Below are 22,364 nucleotides of genomic sequence, written 5' to 3'. Positions count from 1 at the left end.
AATCATGATTGAAAAAGTAAACCTCAACAATATTCTGTTTTTAGATATTGAAACTGTTCCTCAAGAAACTAGTTATTTAGGAATGGATGAAGAAACCAAAAAACTTTGGGAACAAAAAACACAATACCAAAGAAGAGATGAAGTATCAGTAGAAGATTTTTATGAAAAAGCTGGAATTTGGGCTGAATTTGGAAAAATTATCTGTATTTCAGTAGGTTTTTTTAACAATAAAAGTGATATACGAAATTTTAGAGTAACTTCTTTTTTTGGTGAAGAAAAACAAATATTAAAAGATTTTTCTAACTTATTAAATGAAAACTACAATTTAACAGCACATTTGTTGTGTGGTCATAACATCAAAGAATTTGATATTCCTTTTATTGCAAGAAGAATGATAATCAACGGTATTGCTTTGCCTTCTAAAATTAATCTTTTTGGGAAGAAACCTTGGGAAGTTCCTCATTTGGACACATTAGAATTATGGAAATTTGGTGATTACAAACACTTTACTTCTTTAAAATTGCTTACTAAAATTTTAGGCATTCAATCTCCAAAAGATGACATTGATGGAAGCGAAGTTGCAAGAGTTTTTTACATAGAAAATGACATTGACAGAATTGTAACCTATTGTGAAAAAGATGTAATTGCAGTAGCTCAAGTATTCTTAAAAATGCGAAGAGAAGATTTGTTGGTGGATGATGAGATTTTGCATGTTTAAAATTAGAGATAAGGGATTAGACAAAAGGCATTAGTTAAGTACTATTAATTAACATTGTTCTTGAAATTGCAATTGATTTACTACTTTTACAAAAATTCGATTTATGGTTTTAAGCAGATTTTGGCTCGTAATATTTGTTAGTTCAATTGTTTTTATAATTGTAGGTTTATTTACAAATCAATATTATTCTATTGACTATGTCTTAAACGGAAAACAAGGTGAGCAGCTTTTAATTAGTGAAAAATATCTACATGAAATTCCAAAGTTTATTCAAGATAGTTTAAAAGCATCTGAAAACAAGGATTATATTCTAAATAATATTACAACTGATGCTGACACTACTTATGTTTACAACAAACAAACCGTAAAAGTTTATAGTGGCAAACAACAATCAGACGGTTTGCTTCCTATGGCAAAAAGCAGTTTGCTTGATTTAGTACTTCCATTAATTGCTTATTTATCATTCTTTTGTGGAATAATGGAATTGCTTATAATTTCAGGTGCATCTGAAAAATTAGCAGGTTATTTAAGTCCTGTTTTTTCAAAAATATTTCCTTCAATTCCAAAAAATCATGAGTCCATTTCTTATATGACTTTGAATTTTGCTGCTAATTTTCTTGGATTAGATTCTGCTGCAACACCTTTTGGATTAAAAGCAATGGAGAAACTACAAGAAATCAATCCTGATAAAGACAAAGCTAGTGATGCTCAAATTATGTTTATGTGTTTGCATGCTGCTGGTTTAACTCTAATTCCAACCTCAATTATTGGATATCGTGCAGCTGAAAATGCCGCAAATCCAGCTGATGTTATGTTGCCTTGTATAATTACATCTTTTGTGGGAACAATTGCAGCTTTTCTTTTGGTTGGTATGAAGCAAAGAATCAATTTCAAAAGTGCTTCTTTAGTTGTAGGTTTAATGGGATTGATAGGAGCTATTATCGGATTGTTATTTTATGTTGACACATTAGATTTAATTGGTAAAAATTATTTTACGGCTAACTTATCTGGAGTTTTATTATTAGCAATTATTGGATTCACTTTGATTTTTTCTTTCATCAATGAGAAAAAATTTGTTGCAAAAAACACTAATTTATTTGACACTTTTGTGGTTGGAGCTAATAATGGATTAAAAACTGGTGTGATGATTTTTCCTTATGTAATGGGAATGCTTGTTGCGATTTCATTATTTAGAAACAGTGGTCTTTTTGAATTGATTAGTTATGGAATGGCATTTGTTTTTTCAAATTTAGGTGTACATAAAGAAATTATTGATTCTTTACCAGTTGCTATGTTGCGTCCATTTGCATCAAGTGGTTCACGTGGATTTATGATTGATGCTATGCGAGTTTATGGACCTGATTCTTTCGCTGGACGTTTGAGCTGTATTTTTCAATGTAGTGCTGAAACGACATTTTATGTAATTGCTGTTTATTTTGGTTCAGTTAATATTAAAAATACTCGTTACACATTATGGATGATGCTTCTTGTTGACTTAATTTGTGTAATAACTGCTATCTTTGTGGCAAGTTGGTTTTTTTAATATAAAATGATAAATATGTTCACCGATTCTTTCAAAGATTTTTATTCAAAATTTAAAGCAAGTTTAGCTGATGGCACTTTTGCGAAATTGACTTTTGCAAAAACCATTGGAAATACTGAATTAAAAAACATTTACATCAGACCAATTATTGATGAAGATATATTGAAATTAGAATTGAAATTCAGGTTTCAAAAAGAAGAATTGTTTGAAATTTATACGATTGAAAAAGCATTTGATAGATTACTTCCATTTATCAATAATCCATTTTTATCAGTTATTTTATTTACAACTGAATTTGATTTGACCTATAAATTAAACAAAAAAAGAATCGTGAATTTATCAGACCAACATCCTACCTTTGGAAATGCTAATGAAGTTTTGTTGGAATATTTGAGTAATCAAAAATAAAAAATTATGAAATATTTCTATCTAATTTGTGTTTTGATTCTTTGCTCTTATCATGAAAACAAAAAAGTAAAATCAGAAATTATATCTGAAAATAAATTAGAAATATTCACCAACTAAATTTCTTTAAAAACAGATACCTTAAAATTGAGTTTAGATAAAGATTTAATCGAAAATGATTGGGTTTTAATTCAATTATTGGGGAAAAAATATACCAAAGATTCCATTTTAAATGGTGACTATAGGTTTGATTTTTATAGAAATGATTCTTTAGTTAAACAAGCACATTTTACTTTGGAGAATTTGTTTGAAGAAAATGGAGAATGGTATGCACAATCAGGTTTTAAATATGAGGAAACTTCTAAATATTCTTCGTTTTTAACAATTAGTAACGGTTATCCTGCTTGTGGTTATGCTCATAAACATTTATTATTTGACATTAAAAACAATACTTTTAATTTAATTTATGATTATGAAACTATGTTTGACGGAGGTTGGGGTAGTAATGTTGAATTTTTTGAAATAGATGATAACTTTATTATTTCAAGAAAAACTAACTTTTGGCCTAATGAAGAATCTACTTCAAATGAAGAAATAGGAGTTGAAGAGTTATCAGATTCAATTCATTTTAAATTTATAAATAATAAATGGATAGAAACATATATTACTCCAAAAGACACCATTTATAAAAGTCGAAAAATATCTTTTAATAAATTTCACAACATCCAAGAATAAAAAAACCGATTTAGATAAAATCGGTTTTCTTTTTTAATTTAAAATCATTTCAGGAATATCTCCTTCAATAATTAATGTACCTTCTGTAGCATTTTTAATATCTTCAATAGAAACTCCTGGTGCTCTTTCAAGTAATTTGAATCCTTTATCTGTTACTTCAATTACGGCTAATTCGGTTACAATTTTCTTAACACAACCAACTCCTGTTAAAGGAAGTGAACATCTTTTTAAAAGTTTAGATTCTCCAGCTCTATTAACGTGCATCATTGCCACAATAATATTTTCTGCTGAAGCGACTAAATCCATTGCTCCACCCATTCCTTTTACCATTTTACCTGGAATTTTCCAATTAGCAATGTCACCATTTTCAGCAACTTCCATGGCTCCTAAAATAGTTAAATCTACTTTTTGAGAACGTATCATTCCAAAACTAAAAGCTGAATCGAAAAAACTTGCTCCTGATAAAGTTGTGATGGTTTGTTTTCCTGCATTAATGATATCTGCATCTTCTTCTCCTTCAAAAGGGAAAGGTCCCATCCCTAAAACTCCATTTTCAGACTGAAATTCGACTGAAATATCGTCTCTTACAAAATTGGCTACTAAAGTTGGAATTCCAATTCCTAGGTTTACATAGTAACCGTCTTTTACTTCTTTTGCAATTCGCATTGCAATTTGATTTTTATCTAGTGCCATAATTATTTCTGTCTAACTGTTCTTTGTTCAATTCTTTTTTCAAATTTTTCTCCTTGGAAAATACGATTTACCATAATTCCAGGAATATGAATTTGATTTGCATCTAATGTGCCTGCTGGAACTAATTCTTCTACCTCAGCAATTGTTATATTTGCAGCTCCAGCCATAACAGCATTGAAATTTCTAGCAGTTCCTTTGAAAATTAAATTTCCTGCTTCATCACCTTTCCATGCTTTTACTATAGCAAAATCAGCTTTGTATGCTAATTCCATTACGTGCATTTTTCCATTAAATTCTCTGGTTTCTTTTCCTTCTGCTACTTCAGTTCCAAAACCTGCTGGTGTAAAAAACGCTGGAATTCCTGCTTGAGCAGCTCTACATTTTTCAGCTAAGGTTCCTTGAGGTGTTAATTCAACATCTAATTCTCCTGAAAGCATTTGACGTTCAAATTCAGCATTTTCTCCAACATAAGATGAAATCATTTTTTTAATTTGTTTCTTTTGCAGCAATAATCCTAATCCGAAATCATCAACTCCAGCATTATTTGAAATACAAGTTAATCCTGAAACATTCATTTTTACCAATTCGGCAATGCTGTTTTCGGGAATTCCACAAAGACCAAAACCACCTAACATGATAGTCATATTGTCTTTTATACCATGTAATGCTTCTTGAACATTATTTACTTTTCTATTAATCATGATTGTTCTAAAATTTGCTTAAAAGTATAAAAAAAACACCTTCTTTCAAAGGTGTTTCTGTAATTTTAAAATTGTAACTCATCAATATCTGGAACTAAAGTTTCAGTCGTATCGATTTCTTTTTTGGCTCTCCAACAATCCACTTTTATTGACATATCAGCAGGTTTTGGAAATCTTTCTTGGGAAACATTTAATGATTTGTCTTTGTAGCATTTATCCATAAAAATTCCCCAAATTGGTAAAGCCATCGTTGCTCCTTGACCATAATATGTTCTTCTAAAGTGAGCTGACCTGTCTTCGTTTCCAACCCAAACTCCTGCTGCTAAATTTGGAACCATTCCCATAAACCATCCATCAGAATTGTTTTGAGAAGTTCCTGTTTTACCTGCAATTTCATTTTGAAGGTTATAATTATAGGTCATAAAACCTGCTCCACCTCTTCTAACACGTTGTCCTGTTCCCCCTTCAGTAACACCAGCCATTAATTTTATAACTGCATAGGCTACTTCCTTATTAACTACATCTTTTGTTTCTGGCATACTTTCAAAGATAACTACTCCGTTTTTATCTTCTATTCGAGTAATAATTTGAGGTTTTACATATTGTCCTTCATTGGCAAATGTACTTAAGGCAGCAACCATTTCTTCTACAGTAATTTCAACAGCTCCTAATGCTATGGCTGGTCTTGCTGGAATTTCTGAAGAAACTCCTAGTCTATGAACCATATTTACAACAGCTTCTGGTCCAACCCTGTCCATTAACTTTGCAGAAATTGTATTTACTGAGTTGGCTAATGCTGTTTTTAAATTGATTAATCCTCTATATTTTCCATCTGAATTTCTTGGTGACCAAGATTGTGTAATTCCCCATTTTCCTTTTGGCATTGTAAATGGTCCATCAATGATTGAATCACATGGTGACATTCCTAATTGGTCAATAGCTGTTGCATAAACGAATGGTTTGAATGTAGAACCAACTTGTCTTGCTCCTTGACCTACGTGATCATATTGAAAATATTTTTGATCTATTCCTCCAACCCAAGCTTTAACATAACCTGTTTGTGGTTCCATTGCCATAAAACCTGTTTGCAAGAAATGTTTGTAATAAATAATTGAATCTTTTGGAGTCATTACTGTATCTCTTTCTCCATTCCATGTGAAAATTTTCATTTTGGTTTTTACATCAAATGATTTTAAGATTTCTTCTTCTGTTTTATCATCACCTTTCATAATTCTCCAACGTTCAGAATTTTTCATGGCTCTTTTGATAATGCCATTTGTTTCTTCATCTGTTAAATTTACAAAAGGAGCATTCTTTTTTCCTTTAGCTTCTTCGAAAAATTTGGCTTGAAGATTTTTTAAATGTTGAGCAACTGCTTCTTCTGCATATTTTTGCATTTTAGAATCAATCGTCGTGAAAATTTTTAAACCGTCTTTATGAATGTCATAAGTTGTTCCATCAGGTTTTGGATTCTCTTTGGTCCATTTTTTTAAATAATCACGTAAGTATTCTCTAAAATAAGTTGCAATTCCATCATTATGGTTTTCTAATTTGAAATCAAGTTTTATTGGTTTTGCTTTTAATTCTTCAAATTTTTCTTCAGAAAGATGCTTGTTTCTAACCATTTGTCCTAAAACAATGTTTCTTCTGTTTGTGGCTCTTTCTTTAAATCTATTTGGATTAAATCGAGAAGGGTTTGTAAGCATTCCAACTAAAACTGCACTTTCTTCAGTTGCTAAATCTTTTGGTTTTTTGTTGAAATAAATTTTAGATGCTGATGAAATCCCTATTGCATTATTAACGAAATCAACTTGATTAAGATACATAGCAATGATTTCTTGCTTAGTATATTGTCTTTCTAAACGAACAGCAATAATCCATTCTTTCACTTTTTGAACAATACGAACAACTATATTTCTTGAACCATCACTTCCATGAAAAAGATTTTTGGCTAACTGTTGGCTAATAGTACTTGCTCCTCCATTGCTTCCCAATTTAAGCACTGCTCGCATTGTTCCTCTTGGATCAATACCTGAATGTTCGTAAAAACGTTCGTCTTCAGTTGAAACTAAAGCATTAACTAAATCTTCAGGAAGGTCTTTAAATTTTACTGGTATTCTGTTTTGAATCGCAAATTTTCCAATGGTTTTTCCGTCAGAAGAAATGATTTCTGAGGCAATATTTGAATTTGGATTTTCTAATTCATCAAAAGAAGGCATTTCACCAAAAAATCCCCATGAAGCCAAAAAGAAAAAGGCTACTACGGCAATTATACCATAGGTAAAAAGAATCCAAAACTTTCTTATATAATCTGAGAAATTCTCTTTATTGTTCTTTTTTGCAGTTGCCATATTCTATATTATTTTTTTTCAATTCTAAAACCAACTTCTGTAATTCCTTCTAATTCTTCAACTCCTTTAACTTTGCCTGTTTCTCTATTGGCTTGTGTTATTGAAACTGAATATTTTCCTGATTTTGGAAATTTAAAATTCTCCTTAAACCAAAGCTTATTGTGTTTTGTATCGGTAATTCCTTCACCTAATAAAGTCCCATCAGGGTTAGCCATTAAATACTCTAGTGTATCTACTTTTACAACATTATCAGGTTGATTTACTTTTACAATCAAAAACAAATTGTTAAAAGGATAATCATTGTTGTTTCTAACCGTCACAAACATGTTATATAAATTGATAGTGTCCTTTTGTTCAAACGAAAATTCAACTTGATCTTTTGTAGTCCATTTTCCATCAAGACTAACATATTCATCAAAAAATCTTTTATCGTCACAAGAAGTAAAAATCACGATAAAAAATAAAAGCAAAACACTATTTCTTTTTAGGTTCATTTGGCTTCTTTTTAAAATTCTTCTTTCTCTTATTGTTGTTTTTGTTCTTTTTGACTGGTTGATCAAATCGTGTTAAACTATCTTGACCTACAACATTTTGGTATGTTTTTTCTATTTGTGGAGCTGTTTCAACTACAAACTCTTCAAGAGAAGACACACGTTCTTTTTTCTTATTTATCTTTAAAATTTCCTGAACTTGAGCTACTGGTAACACATGCCAATGTGCTGAATTATTTGCATAAGAAAACCACATTAATTCTTTGAAAATGTCAATTTTTTGACAAAATGCATCTCCTTTTTCTGTGTATAATTTGGTATCCATATCTGGAATGTGCTTCAAAGCGTCTAAATAAGTATCTAATTCATAATTTAAACAACATTTAAGTTTTCCACATTGACCTGCTAATTTTTGAGGATTTAAAGAAAGTTGTTGGTAACGAGCTGCTGAAGTATTTACACTTCTAAAATCTGTCAACCATGTAGAACAACATAATTCTCTACCACAAGAACCTATTCCACCAAGTCTTGAAGCTTCTTGACGAAATCCAACTTGTTTCATTTCAATTCTTATGCTAAATTCTCGCGCAAATTCTTTGATTAATTGTCTAAAATCTACTCTGTCATTTGCTGTATAATAAAAAGTGGCTTTTGAACCATCTCCTTGATATTCAATATCAGAAATTTTCATTTCTAATTTTAAATTAATGGCAATTTCTCTTGCTTTTACTTTTATTTTTTCTTCCTTTTCACGGCAATCAGACCAAATATCGATGTCTTTTTGAGTTGCTTTTCTATAGATTTTAGCTAAATCACCATCAGGATTTTCACCTTTTTTCTTCATTTGAACTTTAACTAATTCTCCTGTTAGTGAAACAATTCCTATATCATGACCTGGAGAAGCTTCTGTAGCGACAACATCTCCAATGGAAAGCGTTAATTTTTCTGTGTTTCTAAAAAATTCTTTTCTACCGTTTTTAAAACGTATCTCAACTGCATTAAAAGGTTCTTGACCACCAGGCAAAGCCATGTTAGACAACCAATCAAAAACTGTTAATTTGTTGCAGCTATCGGTGCCGCAAGTACCATTATTTTTACATCCTTTTGGTGTGCCATCTTTAGCACCCGTAGAACAGTTTGTACATGCCATAATTTGTATATATATTGATTGTTCCTTATTCGGAACTACTTGTCAAAAGTGTATTTTGAGTGTAAAGATACTATAATTTTATATATAGTAAAACGCTAAATATTTACACCAAAAGAAAACCTACTTACATTTAAACGTAAATAGGTTTTATAAAGTATAGTGTTCTAAAATCTTGTTTGAAAAAATGGTTAAAATTTAATTCAAAATTTTGAATAATTTATCGGAAAGTCTTACTCTAAAAGGTACTTCAAAAGTGATTTTATCTCCAACTTTAGCTTCAGTAGCCTCTTTTCCATTAACAAACATTTTTTCTAAAAGCATTTCTTGATTTCCTGTTGTTGGACCAGAAATTAAGATTTTATCTCCCGTTTTAATTTCTAGATTTTCAATTATGAAAAGTCCAACTTGAGCTTTTACATAATAATGTTCTGTCTTACCTACTAAAACTTTTTTTGTTTTTATTTTTTGACGAATATCTTTAGTTTTACTAACAATAGCTAGTGGTGTATCGCTTAGTTCTCCAGAATGTTTGAATTTTAATTTTTCTGATTTTCCTTTTCGGAAGACTTTATTGCCAACTTGTTTTCCGCTTCTTAATTTTACTTGTTCTGCTAAAGAAAGATGGGTTATTTCTTGACACTCTACAGAACAACAATTTTCCATAGCAGCTTTACATTCATCACATTGAATAAATAATAAATGGCAGCCATCATTATAACAATTAGTGTGATTATCACAAGGTTTACCACATTGATGACATTGAGAAACTATATCATCTGTAATTCTTTCACCTAAACGATTATCGAAAACAAAATTTTTTCCAATAAACTTGCTTTCCAAATTCTCTTCTTTAATTTGTTTAGCGTATTGAATAATTCCTCCTTCTAATTGAAATACATTTTTAAAACCTTGATGTTTGTAGTAAGCACTTGCTTTTTCACAACGAATTCCTCCAGTGCAATACATGACAAGGTTTTTAGTTTCTTTGAATTCTTTTAATTGTTCATTAATTATGGGTAAACTTTCTCTAAAAGTTTCAACATCTGGAGTAATAGCTCCTTTGAAATGTCCAACTTCACTTTCATAGTGATTTCTAAAATCTACCACAATTGTGTTTGGATCATCTAAAATTGCATTGAATTCTTTGGCTCTTAAATGAACTCCTTTGTTGGTTACATCAAAAGTCTCATCATTTAAACCATCAGCCACAATTTTATGACGAACTTTGATTGTTAATTTTAAGAATGAATGATCATCTTGATCTACAGCTACATTTAATCGTATACCTTTCATGAAATCGTAAACTTCTAGCGTTTTGCGAAAAGCTTCAAAATTATCTGCAGGAACACTCATTTGAGCATTTATTCCTTCATGAGCAACATAAATTCGGCCAAGTGCATCAAGCGCATTCCAAGCTACGAATAAATCATCTCTAAATTTTTTGGGATCTTCAATTTTGGCATACGCATAAAAAGAAAGAGTAAGACGTTGCTTACCTGCTTCATCAATAAGTTGAGCTCTTTCTTCTGCGCTTAAGGTGTTATACAGTTGCATGCTATAAACGTTTAAGTGAGAAAATATTTTTTTAAATCCTAAATGGAAGGATTTGGTTGCAAAGGTAAAAAAATGATTTAAAAATCAAATTTTGTGTCCTAAAATAAAACATATTAACAATTTTTGGCACACCAAAAAAAAGAAGTATTTTTACGAAAAATATATGCAATTATGAGTTCAGATAAAGAAGCCAAATTAAAAGCGTTACAGCTAACATTAGATAAATTAGACAAAACCTACGGAAAAGGAACCGTAATGAAATTAGGAGATTCAGCTGTTGAAGAAGTAGAGTCAATTCCGTCAGGTTCATTAGGAGTTGATATTGCTTTAGGAGTTAATGGTTATCCAAGAGGAAGAGTCATTGAAATATATGGTCCAGAATCTTCTGGTAAAACGACTTTGACATTACATGCCATTGCTGAAGCTCAAAAAGCAGGAGGAATTGCCGCTTTTATTGACGCTGAACATGCATTTGATCGTTTTTATGCTGAAAAATTAGGAGTTGATATTGATAATTTAATTATTTCTCAACCAGATAATGGTGAACAAGCGTTAGAAATTGCTGAAAATTTAATTCGTTCTGGAGCAATTGATATTGTTGTAATTGACTCTGTTGCTGCTTTAACTCCAAAAAGTGAAATTGAAGGAGATATGGGTGATTCTAAAATGGGATTACATGCTCGTTTGATGTCTCAAGCTTTAAGAAAATTAACAGGAACTATTCATAAAACAAATTGTACGGTTTTCTTCATTAACCAATTAAGAGATAAAATTGGAGTAATGTTTGGAAGTCCAGAAACAACAACTGGAGGAAATGCACTTAAATTTTATGCTTCCGTTAGAATTGACATTAGACGTTCAACTCAAATTAAAGATGGTGAAAACGTTATTGGAAATAGAACAAAAGTAAAAATCGTTAAAAACAAAGTTGCTCCACCATTTAGAACTGCTGAATTTGATATTATGTACGGAGAAGGAGTTTCTAAAGTTGGAGAAATTTTAGATTTAGCTGTAGAATATGAAATTGTAAAGAAAAGTGGTTCATGGTTTAGTTATGGAGAAACTAAGCTAGGTCAAGGACGAGATGCTGTTAAACTTCTGATAAAAGACAATCCAGAGTTAATGGATGAACTAGAACAAAAAATTAAAGAGTATTTAGCAGAAAACAAATCATAATCAAAAAGCCCGAAAAAATTTCGGGCTTTTTTTTATCTTTAACGCAACCTTTTAAGTAATTATACATCTAAACTATATAAGATGATTATAAAAATGAAGAAGATAGTTTTTTTTCTGGTAACGATTTTTGCTTTGACATCTTGTTCTTTAGATGATGAGCCAAAATCTGAACAAGTTTCATTGCCCATTGAATCGGTTGTAATTCCTGATAACTGGCCATTAAATGAAGAAGGATTTATTACCTTAACTTATAGAAGACCAACAACGTGTCATCTTTTTAATGGCTTTAATTATCAATACACTGATGAATTTACTAGAACAGTTAGTATTGAAGCTATAAAATTAAATGAAAATAACTGCATAGATGCAAGTCTAGAAAGTTATGATGTAGATTTAAATTTTAAACCTCTCAAAGAAGGTCTATATCATTTCAGATTTTGGTCTGGTATAGATGAAAACGGAAATTATACTTTTTTAGAATATGATATAGACGTACAATAATCTTAAATTAATTTGTTAATAGAGCAACTCATACATGAATGTACTACAGACAATACGAAAGCAAAAGAGCAATTATATAGGCTGTTATCCCCAAAATTATTTGCTGTTTGTTTGAAGTATTCGAGAAGTTATGAAGAGGCTCAAGATAATTTACAAGAAGGTTTTTTATTATTGTTTGACAAAATTCATCAGTTTAAACATAAAGGTTCATTTGAAGGATGGGCCAAAAGGGTTGTAATAAATTACATTTTACAACAATATAGAAGTCAAAGTATCTTTGAAATAGTTTCTGAAAATTTTCCAGAAGAAGTTGAAGTTGAATCAGAAGAAGAAAATATAACATTAGATTTTTTAACTCGAATTATTCAGGAGTTACCAGATCGCTACCGATTAGTTTTTAATCTTTATGTAATGGATGATTATTCACACAAAGAGATTGCTGAAATGTTGAATATAAATATTGGAACATCAAAATCTAATTTGGCAAGAGCTAAAGCAATATTGAAAGAAAAAATAGAATTGAATAATCAAATGTCAATTCCTAAGACCAAATGAAAGAACAGAAAAATATAGAACGTTTATTTCAAGAAAAGTTTAAAGACTTTGAAGTTGCCCCACCAGAGATGGCTTGGAAAAACATTGAAGCAAGACTTGAAGAAAAAAAGAAAAAGAGAAGAATTATTCCTTTTTGGTTTAAAGCTTCTGGCATAGCAGCTTCATTGATATTAGGCTTCTTTATTTATTCTCTTTTTATAAAACCTTCAAATGTTGACTTAAAAACTGATGATAATTCTATTGTTGTTGATGATAAAAATAATTCAATTCCAAATCAGAGTGACGCTTATACAATAGAAAAAAATGAGAATAATAATACTGTTTTAGATAATGAAAATAGTGTTTTAACAGAAATTGACAATTCTAACAAAGCAGCTATTAGTTCTGAAAGTGATAAAGATAATAACGCTAATACTTTCAAAAATAAAAAACAAAAGAATACTTACTTTGAAACAGAAGAAAATATTTTAACCGCTTCAAACAGTATTGATAAAGATAAAATCAAGATTAACACAAATCCAAGATATAAAGAAAATTCAATTTTCAGCAACCATAAAATAGTTGAATTTGATAAAAATAATGATGAAAGTAAAAATTCGGATTTAATAAAAAATGAAATTGATTTTAATAAAATTAATAAACTTTCAAATGATAAAAATAGTTCGATTGTTGTTAAAGAAAAAACAAGCATGACAACTCAAGATAGTTCTCTAGTTTCAAAAATTTCTGAAGAAGTTAATGAATTAGAGCAATTGCTTAAAGAAAAAGAGGTGGGAAAAAATGTTGAGGAAAAAGAAAAAGAGATGCAAAATAGATGGGCTGTAAGTAGCAATGCTTCGCCCGTTTATTTTAATTCTACATCAAAGAACTCTACTCTTGACACAAAGTTTGATTCTAATGAAAAAGGATACAATTCTAATCTTAGTTATGGTCTTGGTGTTTCTTATGCCATAAACAAAAAAATAAGTATTAGAACTGGAATAAATACTTTGAACTTTAATTCTAATACAAATGATATTTTATTTTATCAAAGAAATAATCCTGTGCCCATAGATAATTTAAGTAGAAATAAAAGAGGTGATTTAATAAATATTGAAAATAAATCAAAAGGTAATCTTAAAGAGGCCAGTATTTATGGTAGTGAGGTTATAAAATACAATGGGGCTTTAAATCAAGAATTAGGATATATTGAAGTACCACTTGAGTTGAGTTACAAATTAATTGATAAAAGATTTGCGATTGATGTAATTGGAGGAATGAGTACACTGTTTTTAAATAACAATAGTGTTTCTATTATTTCAAACGACATGGAAATGGAAATTGGTTCGGCTACAAATTTGAATAATATTCATTACAGTACGAATTTTGGAATGGGTTTTAGCTACACGTTTTTAAAATCATTTCAAGCAAATATAAACCCAATGTTCAAATACCAACTCAACACATATACTGATAACTCTAATAATATTAAACCTTATTTTATAGGGATTTATTCAGGTATATCGTTTAAGTTTTAATTTTTTTGGTTAAAAAAATTCTGTTTAGTTAAGTTGTTTCATTCTTTAATTTTTAAAGATGAAGCTGAAAAAGCACTCCAGCCACGAGTGCTTTTTTATTTTTGATAAGATTCCAAATCCTTCAAAATCATATTTCTAACTTGATTTTTTATTATAGCTTTATCTTCTAATTTCAATCCTTTGGTTTCTATAAATGGATGAATATCCACTCGCATTCTTCCAGTAGTTCCGCTTAAAAAAGTAAAAGAAAAACGTTTTTTATTATCTACAAAAGTCATAGGAACAATCGGAATTTGATGTTCAATAGCTAATCTAAAAGCACCATCTTTAAACTCATCTAACAAAACAGATTCATCCTCAGGAACACCACCTTCTGGAAAAATACAAACACTTAATCCTTGATTGATTTTGTGCTGTGCCCTTTCAAAAACCTTAAAACGACTTTTGCTATTGCTTCTATCTACTAAAATGCAAGTACGTTTATAGAAAAATCCAAAAATCGGAATTTTAGCTAATTCTGCTTTTCCTACAAAAACAAATGGATTATCTTTTACAACAGCCAACATCAACATAATATCTGTCATGGAAGTATGATTAGCAACTAACATATAACTTTTTCCATTTTCAAATTCTTGGCTTTTTTCAATTTTATAATAAAAACCCATTCCAAACAAAATGAATTTGGCCCAAAGTCTTGCCAACCAAAAAAATTGAGGATATGTTTTTTCGCTAAGAATAGATAGGATTAAAAAAGGAAATAAAACTAAAATTGGAACTAATACTAAAACATAGAACCAAATTCGCCACAAAACCCAAAATACTATTTTAAAAATCTTCATTATAAAATTTTCTTTTTGTACTAATTTTTCTCAAATGTACTGAAAATAAAAAATCTTAAACCATACATTTAAAATCTTAATTCAAAACCTTACTTTTGTACAAAAGAACAGATACTGAAATAAATTCAGCATATTATGGCAAAAATATTAACTGGTGTACAAAGTACAGGAACACCTCATCTAGGAAATTTATTAGGTGCAATTCTTCCTGCAATTGAAATGACTAATAAAAGTGATGATCAATCTTTTTTATTCATTGCAGATTTACATTCTATTACGCAAATCAAAAACGGAGAAACCCTTCGTCAAAACACGTATAGTACTGCTTCAGCTTGGTTGGCTTGTGGTTTAGATGTGAATAAAGTTACTTTTTATCGTCAATCTGATGTGCCTCAAACTACTGAATTATCTTGGTATTTGAGTTGTTTCTTTCCTTTTCAACGTTTGACATTAGCACATTCATTTAAAGATAAATCGGATAGATTAGAAGATGTAAACGCTGGATTATTTACCTATCCAATGCTTATGGCTGCTGATATTTTATTGTATGATGCCAATATTGTTCCTGTTGGAAAAGACCAGTTGCAACATTTAGAAATTACTCGTGATGTAGCTTCTCGTTTTAACCATCAAATGGGAGAAACTTTTGTGTTACCAGAAGCAAAAATTGATGAAAACACAATGATTGTTCCTGGGACAAATGGTGGAAAAATGAGTAAATCGGCAAACAATTACATCAATATTTTTTTAGATGATAAAGCCTTACGCAAACAAATCATGAGTATTGAAACCGATAGCACACCACTTGAAGAACCAAAAAACCCTGATACTTGTAATGCTTTTACCTTATATAAATTATTAGCTTCAGCAGAACAAACAGAAGTGATGAGAACCAATTATTTAGGTGGAAATTACGGCTACGGACACGCAAAACAAGCTCTATTTGAATTAATTGTAGAAAAATTTGCAACCGTAAGAGAAAAATACAATTACTACATCAACGACAAAGAAGAAGTAGATAAATTATTACTAGATGGAGCTGCAAAAGCAAGTGTTGTGGCTAATGGAGTTATTCAAAGAGTCAGAGAGAAATTGGGGTATTAGTTAGAAGCTGAATCAAGTTCAGCTTGACAAAGATTCATGTTTGTAGTAATTATTTACGCTATTTTTTGTCATTCTGAACTTGTTTCAGAATCTCAAGCTTAGTCTTCTTCTTTAATAAATTCTTTTACAACCCATTTTTGCTTTTTTTGAGAGAAAACACAAATTACATCATAACCACCATAATATTTATAAACTGAAAATTTAGCAACTTTTTTATTTTTATTAATAAGTACTCTGGTAAGAAATAATAAAGGATTATCTGAATTTCTATCTTCTCCCTCGAAAGTATTTTTTCTTGTTACTAAATTTATTTTAAGATTTGATTTAGCAAATTCCTCTTCAGATAAACCTCTAACCTCTAAAGAATCAAATTCATAACGATTTTCATCTGATTTTAATCTTTTGATTGGATATAATGTATCTAAAACGCCAAAAGTCACTTTTTTATATTCATTAAGTTTTAAAAGCTTTTTATTTATTACCTTCTTATTTTCAATTCTCAATTCTTTCCATCTTTTTATTTCATCTTTATTAATACTATCAATTTGATTTTGATTTAATTTTAAAGAATCTAAACCATAAGCTTGAGGTGGTGGTGGAGGATATAAATAATGAAATGAGTAATTCAATTCATATTTAGCAACTTCAGGCAAAACATCACATAGAACTTCTGCTTCTATTTCTTCATACGTTTTTTCTTTGCAACTAAACAAAGTGAAAAAAAGAAATAAAAAGAGTGTCTTTTTCATTTAATTTAATCATAATAGTTTAAGAAGCTGAATCAAGTTCAGCTTGACAAAGTTTTATATTTGTCGTAATTATTGATTTTGTTTTTTATTGCTCAAGTTGTCTTTTGTCATTCTGAACTTGTTTCAGAATCTCTTTGTTCATGTTTTATTTTAAGCCGAATTCCTACTAGCATTAATATTTCCAAATAACGAACGTGTTACTATTTTTTCATAAATAGCAATTTGCTTTTCATCTGGGTTTGGGCTTTCTTTTAATTCTTTTATTTTCAATAAAGCATATTGCTGAATGGTTAAAAGTGGTAAAACAATTTTCTCACGAAGTTCTACTGAGGCTTTTCCGTCTGGATAATTTTCCATTAGTTCTTTGTAACCTGATAGTTTTAAAAGTAAACGTTTGGTTTCTAAAAATTCGGTGTAAATCAATTGCCAAAAATCTCCAAATTCTTTGTCATTTTTCATGTAAGCAGTTAAGGGGAAGAATGATTTGCTCAATGCCATCATACTGTTTTCAATCAACGTTTTAAAGAATAAGGAATTGTTGTATAAGTCGGAAACTTTTTGCCACTCATTGTTGTCTTCATAGGTTTTTAAAGCGGTTCCAACTCCAAAAAATCCTGGAACATTTTGTTTCAATTGACTCCAAGAACCTACAAAAGGAATCGCTCTCAAATCCGCAAAATTCAATTTATCCGATTGGTTTCTTTTGGATGGACGACTTCCAATATTCGTTTTTGCATAATAATTCAACGTACTCATTCGCTCCAAATAAGGCACAAACATCTCATGATTCTTAAAATCCACATATTTTTTATAACTGATTTCTGAAAGGTTTTGCAAAACTTCTTTTTCCGCTGAAGTCAACTCATTTTCGGTTTTAGTAAAAACTTGATTGCTTGCTCCAGCACTCAATAAATTCTCTAAATTATAACGACAAGAATCCAACGTTCCGAAATTAGAACTAATCGTTTGTCCTTGAACCGTCAATTGAATTTGTTGGTTTTCAATTGTTGGTCCAAGTGAAGCGTAGAACTTATTGGTTTTTCCACCACCACGAGCAGGTGGTCCACCACGACCATCAAAAAATACTACTTTCACATCAAATTTTCTAGAAATAGCTGTTAGAGCTTCTTTGGCTTTGTAAATTCCCCAATTGGCCATCAAATAACCACCATCTTTTGTTCCGTCAGAAAAACCTAGCATAATGGTTTGCTCGTTTCCTCTTTGTTTCAAATGATTGGCATAGGTTGGATTTGTATACAATTGTTCCATGACTTTGTCAGCTTTCTCCAAATCTTCAACCGATTCAAAAAGAGGCACAATATCAACGGTAGGATTTTGCCAACCACATAAATGAAACATACTCAAAGTTTCAAAAACATGCAAAGCACTTTCATTATTACTAATTATATAACGATTACAAGCTTTCTCACCATTATTTTCTTGAATGGTTTTCATGGCTTTTATAGATCCAATTGTAGATTTTGCAATTTCATCTTCAAAATCATCTACTTCTAAATCAGAAGAAACGTTAGATAAAAATTGTAGTTTTTGTTCTTCTGTTAGTGTTTGATAATTTTCTGGAAAAATGGTTTTTTCATTGGAAACAATAGCCTCAAAAACTCGAGCATGAATTCTACTGTTTTGACGAATATCTAAAGTCGCAAAATGGAAACCAAATAGATTAATTTTATTCAACAATAAGTCAATTTCATCTATATAAAGCGATTGGTGCTTGTTTATGACCAACATTTTTATTTGTTCCAATTTATCTTTCAATTCTTCTAGTGAAATGAAAATTTCTCCTTGAGAATAAAAAACAGAACGATATAATTTGCTTTCGATATCAGCAATTATAGTGTCAACACCAATAAAAGTTAATTTTCTTTTGAGTTTTCGAATATCTGAATAATAACTTTTTAAAATAGAAGTTCTTAATCTATCTGCAACTTTCAATGTGATTTCAGTAGTCACAAACGGATTTCCATCTCTATCTCCACCAGGCCAGAATCCTAAATTTAAAATGTCATTTTTAGGCATTTCTCCATCCAAAATGTTTTTCTGAATGTATTGCATCATTGCTCCAACTGTTTCATAAAACACATTTTCCAAATACCAAATAAGACTTACTGCTTCATCATAAGGTGTTGGTTTTTCTTGTTTGATAAAAGGTGTTTTTCCTAATTGAGCCAATAATTCTTTGATGGAATTTAAATCGTTTAATCGGATAGCTTCTGTCAAATCGGTAATAATTCCTAAAACTGAACCTGGATAAAATTGCGTTGGATGAGCTGTTAAAACTGTTCTAATTTTGAAATTTTCTAAAAAAGTTTTTAGTTCTTCTTGCCTGTTTTTTTGTTCTGCATTTTCCTTCATGTCACGCAACGAACCTTTTCCTTCCAAATTATTGACCACAGCAAATGCAGCATCTTCAATCGCATCAAAAAGCACCACTTGACGTTCGATATATTGAATAAACCTAAACATTAATGATTCCTTTTCCTCTTGAGTTGGATTATCTAAATACTTAGCTACAAAAGTGTCAAAAATCTCTTCTGGACTGTGATGGTTTTTGAAGCCGTTTTCACAAACTTCAGCAAATAAAGGCAAGAGAACACCAGTGTTGTTTATTTCGTCAAAAGGTAAAGTGATAAAAACACTGTTGTAAATATTATATTTTGAAGCAACGTTTTGATTAAAACGCTCGATTTTTGGTAAGGTGTACATGAAAATTAAATTTGACCCTAATTTACAATTTTAATTTTTAAAAATGAATTAATAAAATGTGAAGGCTTTTTAAATCGCTTCAAACTTTTTTCCGGGTAATGGTCTTATGACTCCTTTTAATTCCATGTTTAATAAAATAGATGAAATTCTGAATATTGGAAAATCACATTCTAAAGCTATGATATCCATTTCTTCTTTCCCTTTGTTTAAAAGATAATCATATACTTTTTGCTCTTCTAGTTCAAGAGAAACGAAGAGTTGTTTTTGAATGGTTTTAGTTTCCTTTTTATCGTTTTCTAATTCCCAATTTAAGATGTAAACTATATCAGCAGCACTTGAAAGTAGATTGGCTCTTTGGGTTTTAATCAAATTATTACAACCTTGACTCATTTTATCAGAAGTTCGACCTGGAACAGCAAAAACATCTCTATTATAATCATTGGCTAAATTGGCTGTGATTAAAGAACCTCCTTTTTCTGCACTTTCAATTACAATGGTAGCTTCGCACATTCCAGCAACGATTCGGTTTCTTTTTACAAAATTTTCTTTATCTGGATTTGAAGTGCTCCAAAATTCGGTTAGAAAACCACCATTTTCTTCCATTTTGGCAACATACTTTTTGTGGACTTTTGGATAAATTTGGTTTAAGCCATGTGCTAAAACTCCAATCGTTTGCAAACCTAAATCCATAGCTGTTTGATGGGCTACAATATCAACTCCATAAGCAAAACCACTCACGATAATTGGATTTAAAGGTGCTAAATCTTCTAGTAATTTTTTACAAAATTCTGTTCCGTAACTTGTGATTTGTCGTGTTCCAACAATACTGATGATTTTTCGGTTTTGTAGATCAATATTTCCTGATTGAAACAAAACTAAAGGACTATCAAAACAGTGTTTCAATCGTTCTGGATATAATTTATCTTGAAAATATAAAGTCTGGATATCTTCTTGTTCGATAAATTTTAATTCGGCTTCAGCTTTATTAAAGATGGATTTATCTTTGAGATTTTTGAGAATAGAAGTTCCAACTCCATCAATTTTTTGAAGTGTAGCTTTCTTTTCTTTGAAAATGTTTTCGGCAGAACCACATTGGTTGATGAGTTTCTTTGCCATGACATCTCCAACTCCTTCCACTTGTAGTAAGGATAAGGCATAAAATAATTCTGTTTGGCTCATATGAATAAATTGGCTTCAAAAATAAATATTTTTTTGAAGTTATAACACATTGTTAATAAACATTTTGTAAAATAATTTAGCGAATGTTAATAAATATAGTCAGATAAATTTTGCTTTAATGCGTTAAAATTTTTTCTTTGCTCTTATGAATATTAACAGTCACATTTCTTCATTGTTGTATCGTTACCAATGCGTTACAGTTCCTGGTTTTGGTGCTTTTTTAACCGAAATTCAGTCTGCACAACTAAATGGTAGTGCTGTTACATTCAATCCACCTAGAAAAGTGGTTTCTTTCAATGCTAATATTAAGAATAATGATGGTTTATTGGCCAATCATATTGCTTTAGCAGAGAAAATTTCTTACGAAGAAGCTGTTTCTAATTTGACAAAGGAAGTTGCTGTCTGGATGCAAAAATTACAAAACAGAGAAACTTTGTCAATTGAAAACATTGGAAATATTAAACTTTCTAGTGAAATGACTTGGTTTTTTGAGCCAATCAACAATACTAATTATCTAACAAGTTCTTTTGGACTATCTAATTTCATTTCTCCTACTGTAAAAAGAGAAGAATTGAAAAAAGTAGTGGAAGAATTAGAAGAAGTTGCTCCAATAATTTTCACTCCTGAAAAGAAAAGGAATTATTCCTACTTAAAATATGCTGCTGCAGCTGTTTTATTTTTTGGTTTAGCAGGAACTGTTGGTTATAAATATTATTATGACAATCAAATTGAACAACAAACTTTGATGGTTGAGAAATCAGTACAAGATAAAGTTCATGATAAAATTCAGGAAGCTACGTTTTTTATTGACACTTCTATTCCTGCTGTAAATGTTGCCATAGAAGAAGATACAAAAAACTATCCTTATCATATTGTAGCAGGTGTTTTTAGTAATGAACAAAATGCTAAAAACGCTTACACTGATTTAATTAAGCAAGGTTTCAAAGCTGAATTAGGCCCAAAAAGTAACAATGGAATGAACCCTGTGTATTTTCAAAGCTTTTTAGAATACAATGAAGCAAAATTGTTTTTAGATAATTTAAGAAAAACGACAAACGACCAAGCTTGGTTATTGATTGACTAATTTTTCTTAACAACTTTTTAATTACAAAATAGCTAATTTCCTTTATCTTTGCCAAAAAAAAGAATGGAACCAAGAAAAGCTTCGCAATCCTTAACTATACTTACTGACCTTGTTTTACCTAGTGAAACAAATCCGTTAAACAATTTATTTGGTGGTGAATTATTAGCTCGTATGGACAGAGCTGCTAGTATTGCTGCAAGACGTCATTGTAGAAGAATTACGGTAACTGCAAGTGTAAATCATGTGGCTTTTAATAAATCTATTGCTTTAGGAAGCGTTGTGACTGTTGAAGCAAAAATTTCGAGATCATTTAATTCTTCTATGGAAATTTTTCTTGATGTTTGGGTAGAAGATAGAGAAAGTGGTAATCGTTCAAAAGCCAATGAAGCTATTTATACTTTTGTAGCTGTTGATGATTCTGGAAGACCTGTTCAAGTTCCAGCAGTTATACCAGAAACTGATTTAGAAATTGAACGTTTTAAAGGTGCTTTGAGAAGAAAACAATTGAGTTTAGTATTAGCTGGAAAAATGAAACCTAATGATGCTACGGAATTGAAGGCATTGTTTATGGAATAGTCCAATTAAGTTATTTTAT

General features: G+C 30.2%; 21 protein-coding genes. 11 read left to right on the top strand and 10 right to left on the bottom strand.

The annotated features are described in order from the left end of the window. The first annotated feature begins 4 nt into the window (after positions 1–4). The 4 genes from ACFO3U_RS00665 (at position 5) to ACFO3U_RS00650 (ending at position 3,401) form a co-directional block, all read left to right on the top strand. Entirely contained in the window at positions 5–718 is a 714-nt protein-coding gene (locus tag ACFO3U_RS00665; RefSeq protein WP_379737448.1) for a 3'-5' exonuclease, read from the top strand. 103 nt (positions 719–821) lie between these two features. Beyond that, on the top strand, positions 822–2,261 hold the full coding sequence (locus tag ACFO3U_RS00660) for a nucleoside recognition domain-containing protein (protein ID WP_379737446.1): 1,440 nt from the start codon (positions 822–824) through the stop codon (positions 2,259–2,261). A gap of 6 nt (positions 2,262–2,267) precedes the next feature. Continuing rightward, a complete protein-coding gene (locus tag ACFO3U_RS00655; protein WP_379737444.1) occupies positions 2,268–2,669 on the top strand; it encodes a hypothetical protein in 402 nt (133 codons plus the stop codon). 144 nt (positions 2,670–2,813) lie between these two features. Beyond that, positions 2,814–3,401, top strand: coding sequence for a hypothetical protein (locus ACFO3U_RS00650; RefSeq protein ID WP_379737442.1), 588 nt, complete (start codon positions 2,814–2,816; stop codon positions 3,399–3,401). Positions 3,402–3,434: 33 nt separating this feature from the next. On the opposite strand, the gene ACFO3U_RS00645 is transcribed toward ACFO3U_RS00650, so the two are convergent. The 6 genes from ACFO3U_RS00645 to trhO all read right to left on the bottom strand — a co-directional run bounded on the left by ACFO3U_RS00645 (position 3,435) and on the right by trhO (position 10,341). After that, positions 3,435–4,094: a 3-oxoacid CoA-transferase subunit B gene (locus tag ACFO3U_RS00645; RefSeq protein ID WP_379737440.1), complete on the bottom strand. Its 660-nt coding sequence runs from the start codon at positions 4,092–4,094 to the stop codon at positions 3,435–3,437. A 2-nt stretch (positions 4,095–4,096) separates the two neighbouring features. Further along, positions 4,097–4,795, bottom strand: coding sequence for a CoA transferase subunit A (locus tag ACFO3U_RS00640; protein ID WP_379737439.1), 699 nt, complete (start codon positions 4,793–4,795; stop codon positions 4,097–4,099). 65 nt (positions 4,796–4,860) lie between these two features. Beyond that, positions 4,861–7,146 carry a penicillin-binding protein 1A gene (locus ACFO3U_RS00635; RefSeq protein WP_379737437.1) on the bottom strand — a complete coding sequence of 762 codons (2,286 nt, stop codon included), beginning with the start codon at positions 7,144–7,146 and terminating at the stop codon, positions 4,861–4,863. An 8-nt stretch (positions 7,147–7,154) separates the two neighbouring features. After that, positions 7,155–7,640 (bottom strand): gliding motility lipoprotein GldH, encoded by a 486-nt coding sequence (locus tag ACFO3U_RS00630; RefSeq protein WP_379737435.1) that lies wholly within the window; start codon positions 7,638–7,640, stop codon positions 7,155–7,157. After that, positions 7,621–8,787, bottom strand: a complete 1,167-nt coding sequence (locus ACFO3U_RS00625) for a PSP1 domain-containing protein (RefSeq protein WP_379737434.1) — start codon at positions 8,785–8,787, stop codon at positions 7,621–7,623. Before ACFO3U_RS00625 ends, ACFO3U_RS00630 begins: the two co-directional genes overlap by 20 nt. Positions 8,788–8,982: 195 nt before the next feature. After that, complete coding sequence (gene trhO / locus ACFO3U_RS00620; RefSeq protein ID WP_379737433.1) at positions 8,983–10,341, bottom strand: oxygen-dependent tRNA uridine(34) hydroxylase TrhO; 1,359 nt, start codon at positions 10,339–10,341, stop codon at positions 8,983–8,985. Positions 10,342–10,512: 171 nt separating this feature from the next. On the opposite strand from trhO, the gene recA reads away from it, so the two are divergent. The 4 genes from recA (at position 10,513) to ACFO3U_RS00600 (ending at position 14,090) form a co-directional block, all read left to right on the top strand. Beyond that, positions 10,513–11,517: a recombinase RecA gene (gene recA / locus ACFO3U_RS00615; protein WP_379737431.1), complete on the top strand. Its 1,005-nt coding sequence runs from the start codon at positions 10,513–10,515 to the stop codon at positions 11,515–11,517. A gap of 93 nt (positions 11,518–11,610) precedes the next feature. Beyond that, positions 11,611–12,018: a membrane lipoprotein lipid attachment site-containing protein gene (locus tag ACFO3U_RS00610; RefSeq protein ID WP_379737429.1), complete on the top strand. Its 408-nt coding sequence runs from the start codon at positions 11,611–11,613 to the stop codon at positions 12,016–12,018. 12 nt (positions 12,019–12,030) lie between these two features. Continuing rightward, on the top strand, positions 12,031–12,573 hold the full coding sequence (locus tag ACFO3U_RS00605) for an RNA polymerase sigma factor (protein WP_379737428.1): 543 nt from the start codon (positions 12,031–12,033) through the stop codon (positions 12,571–12,573). Further along, positions 12,570–14,090: a hypothetical protein gene (locus ACFO3U_RS00600; RefSeq protein ID WP_379737426.1), complete on the top strand. Its 1,521-nt coding sequence runs from the start codon at positions 12,570–12,572 to the stop codon at positions 14,088–14,090. The genes ACFO3U_RS00605 and ACFO3U_RS00600 overlap by 4 nt, the downstream gene beginning before the upstream one ends. Before the next feature lie 95 nt (positions 14,091–14,185). On the opposite strand, the gene ACFO3U_RS00595 is transcribed toward ACFO3U_RS00600, so the two are convergent. Further along, a complete protein-coding gene (locus tag ACFO3U_RS00595) occupies positions 14,186–14,929 on the bottom strand; it encodes a lysophospholipid acyltransferase family protein (protein WP_379737424.1) in 744 nt (247 codons plus the stop codon). A gap of 135 nt (positions 14,930–15,064) precedes the next feature. On the opposite strand from ACFO3U_RS00595, the gene trpS reads away from it, so the two are divergent. Next, on the top strand, positions 15,065–16,033 hold the full coding sequence (gene trpS / locus ACFO3U_RS00590) for a tryptophan--tRNA ligase (protein WP_379737422.1): 969 nt from the start codon (positions 15,065–15,067) through the stop codon (positions 16,031–16,033). 98 nt (positions 16,034–16,131) lie between these two features. Here the strand turns inward: trpS and ACFO3U_RS00585 are convergent, their stop codons facing one another. The 3 genes from ACFO3U_RS00585 to dprA all read right to left on the bottom strand — a co-directional run bounded on the left by ACFO3U_RS00585 (position 16,132) and on the right by dprA (position 20,685). Further along, on the bottom strand, positions 16,132–16,782 hold the full coding sequence (locus ACFO3U_RS00585; RefSeq protein ID WP_379737421.1) for a hypothetical protein: 651 nt from the start codon (positions 16,780–16,782) through the stop codon (positions 16,132–16,134). A 150-nt stretch (positions 16,783–16,932) separates the two neighbouring features. Continuing rightward, positions 16,933–19,506, bottom strand: a complete 2,574-nt coding sequence (locus ACFO3U_RS00580) for a phosphoenolpyruvate carboxylase (RefSeq protein WP_379737419.1) — start codon at positions 19,504–19,506, stop codon at positions 16,933–16,935. A 69-nt stretch (positions 19,507–19,575) separates the two neighbouring features. Further along, on the bottom strand, positions 19,576–20,685 hold the full coding sequence (gene dprA, locus ACFO3U_RS00575; protein ID WP_379737418.1) for a DNA-processing protein DprA: 1,110 nt from the start codon (positions 20,683–20,685) through the stop codon (positions 19,576–19,578). 145 nt (positions 20,686–20,830) lie between these two features. Here dprA and ACFO3U_RS00570 point away from each other — a divergent pair, with 145 nt between their 5' ends. Together ACFO3U_RS00570 and ACFO3U_RS00565 are read left to right on the top strand one after the other, a co-directional pair. Beyond that, a complete protein-coding gene (locus ACFO3U_RS00570) occupies positions 20,831–21,769 on the top strand; it encodes an HU domain-containing protein (RefSeq protein WP_379737416.1) in 939 nt (312 codons plus the stop codon). Positions 21,770–21,832: 63 nt separating this feature from the next. Beyond that, positions 21,833–22,345 (top strand): acyl-CoA thioesterase, encoded by a 513-nt coding sequence (locus tag ACFO3U_RS00565; protein ID WP_379737414.1) that lies wholly within the window; start codon positions 21,833–21,835, stop codon positions 22,343–22,345. Positions 22,346–22,364 lie beyond the last annotated feature (19 nt).

It is taken from the genome of Flavobacterium ponti (assembly GCF_042652765.1).
GTDB lineage: Bacteria > Bacteroidota > Bacteroidia > Flavobacteriales > Flavobacteriaceae > Flavobacterium > Flavobacterium ponti.
The sequence above is the reverse complement of the archived record's forward strand: the minus strand, read 5'-3'. Positions and strand labels throughout refer to the sequence as shown.

What these genes read in the sequence shown, in the direction of transcription:
- ACFO3U_RS00665 (WP_379737448.1), top strand. Translation starts at nt 5, where the DNA reads ATGATTGAAAAAGTAAACCTCAACAATATTCTGTTTTTAGATATTGAA.
- ACFO3U_RS00660 (WP_379737446.1), top strand. Translation starts at nt 822, where the DNA reads ATGGTTTTAAGCAGATTTTGGCTCGTAATATTTGTTAGTTCAATTGTT.
- ACFO3U_RS00655 (WP_379737444.1), top strand. Translation starts at nt 2,268, where the DNA reads ATGATAAATATGTTCACCGATTCTTTCAAAGATTTTTATTCAAAATTT.
- ACFO3U_RS00645 (WP_379737440.1), bottom strand. Translation starts at nt 4,094, where the DNA reads ATGGCACTAGATAAAAATCAAATTGCAATGCGAATTGCAAAAGAAGTA.
- ACFO3U_RS00640 (WP_379737439.1), bottom strand. Translation starts at nt 4,795, where the DNA reads ATGATTAATAGAAAAGTAAATAATGTTCAAGAAGCATTACATGGTATA.
- ACFO3U_RS00635 (WP_379737437.1), bottom strand. Translation starts at nt 7,146, where the DNA reads ATGGCAACTGCAAAAAAGAACAATAAAGAGAATTTCTCAGATTATATA.
- ACFO3U_RS00630 (WP_379737435.1), bottom strand. Translation starts at nt 7,640, where the DNA reads ATGAACCTAAAAAGAAATAGTGTTTTGCTTTTATTTTTTATCGTGATT.
- ACFO3U_RS00625 (WP_379737434.1), bottom strand. Translation starts at nt 8,787, where the DNA reads ATGGCATGTACAAACTGTTCTACGGGTGCTAAAGATGGCACACCAAAA.
- trhO (WP_379737433.1), bottom strand. Translation starts at nt 10,341, where the DNA reads ATGCAACTGTATAACACCTTAAGCGCAGAAGAAAGAGCTCAACTTATT.
- recA (WP_379737431.1), top strand. Translation starts at nt 10,513, where the DNA reads ATGAGTTCAGATAAAGAAGCCAAATTAAAAGCGTTACAGCTAACATTA.
- ACFO3U_RS00610 (WP_379737429.1), top strand. Translation starts at nt 11,611, where the DNA reads ATGAAGAAGATAGTTTTTTTTCTGGTAACGATTTTTGCTTTGACATCT.
- ACFO3U_RS00600 (WP_379737426.1), top strand. Translation starts at nt 12,570, where the DNA reads ATGAAAGAACAGAAAAATATAGAACGTTTATTTCAAGAAAAGTTTAAA.
- ACFO3U_RS00595 (WP_379737424.1), bottom strand. Translation starts at nt 14,929, where the DNA reads ATGAAGATTTTTAAAATAGTATTTTGGGTTTTGTGGCGAATTTGGTTC.
- trpS (WP_379737422.1), top strand. Translation starts at nt 15,065, where the DNA reads ATGGCAAAAATATTAACTGGTGTACAAAGTACAGGAACACCTCATCTA.
- ACFO3U_RS00585 (WP_379737421.1), bottom strand. Translation starts at nt 16,782, where the DNA reads ATGAAAAAGACACTCTTTTTATTTCTTTTTTTCACTTTGTTTAGTTGC.
- ACFO3U_RS00580 (WP_379737419.1), bottom strand. Translation starts at nt 19,506, where the DNA reads ATGTACACCTTACCAAAAATCGAGCGTTTTAATCAAAACGTTGCTTCA.
- dprA (WP_379737418.1), bottom strand. Translation starts at nt 20,685, where the DNA reads ATGAGCCAAACAGAATTATTTTATGCCTTATCCTTACTACAAGTGGAA.
- ACFO3U_RS00570 (WP_379737416.1), top strand. Translation starts at nt 20,831, where the DNA reads ATGAATATTAACAGTCACATTTCTTCATTGTTGTATCGTTACCAATGC.
- ACFO3U_RS00565 (WP_379737414.1), top strand. Translation starts at nt 21,833, where the DNA reads ATGGAACCAAGAAAAGCTTCGCAATCCTTAACTATACTTACTGACCTT.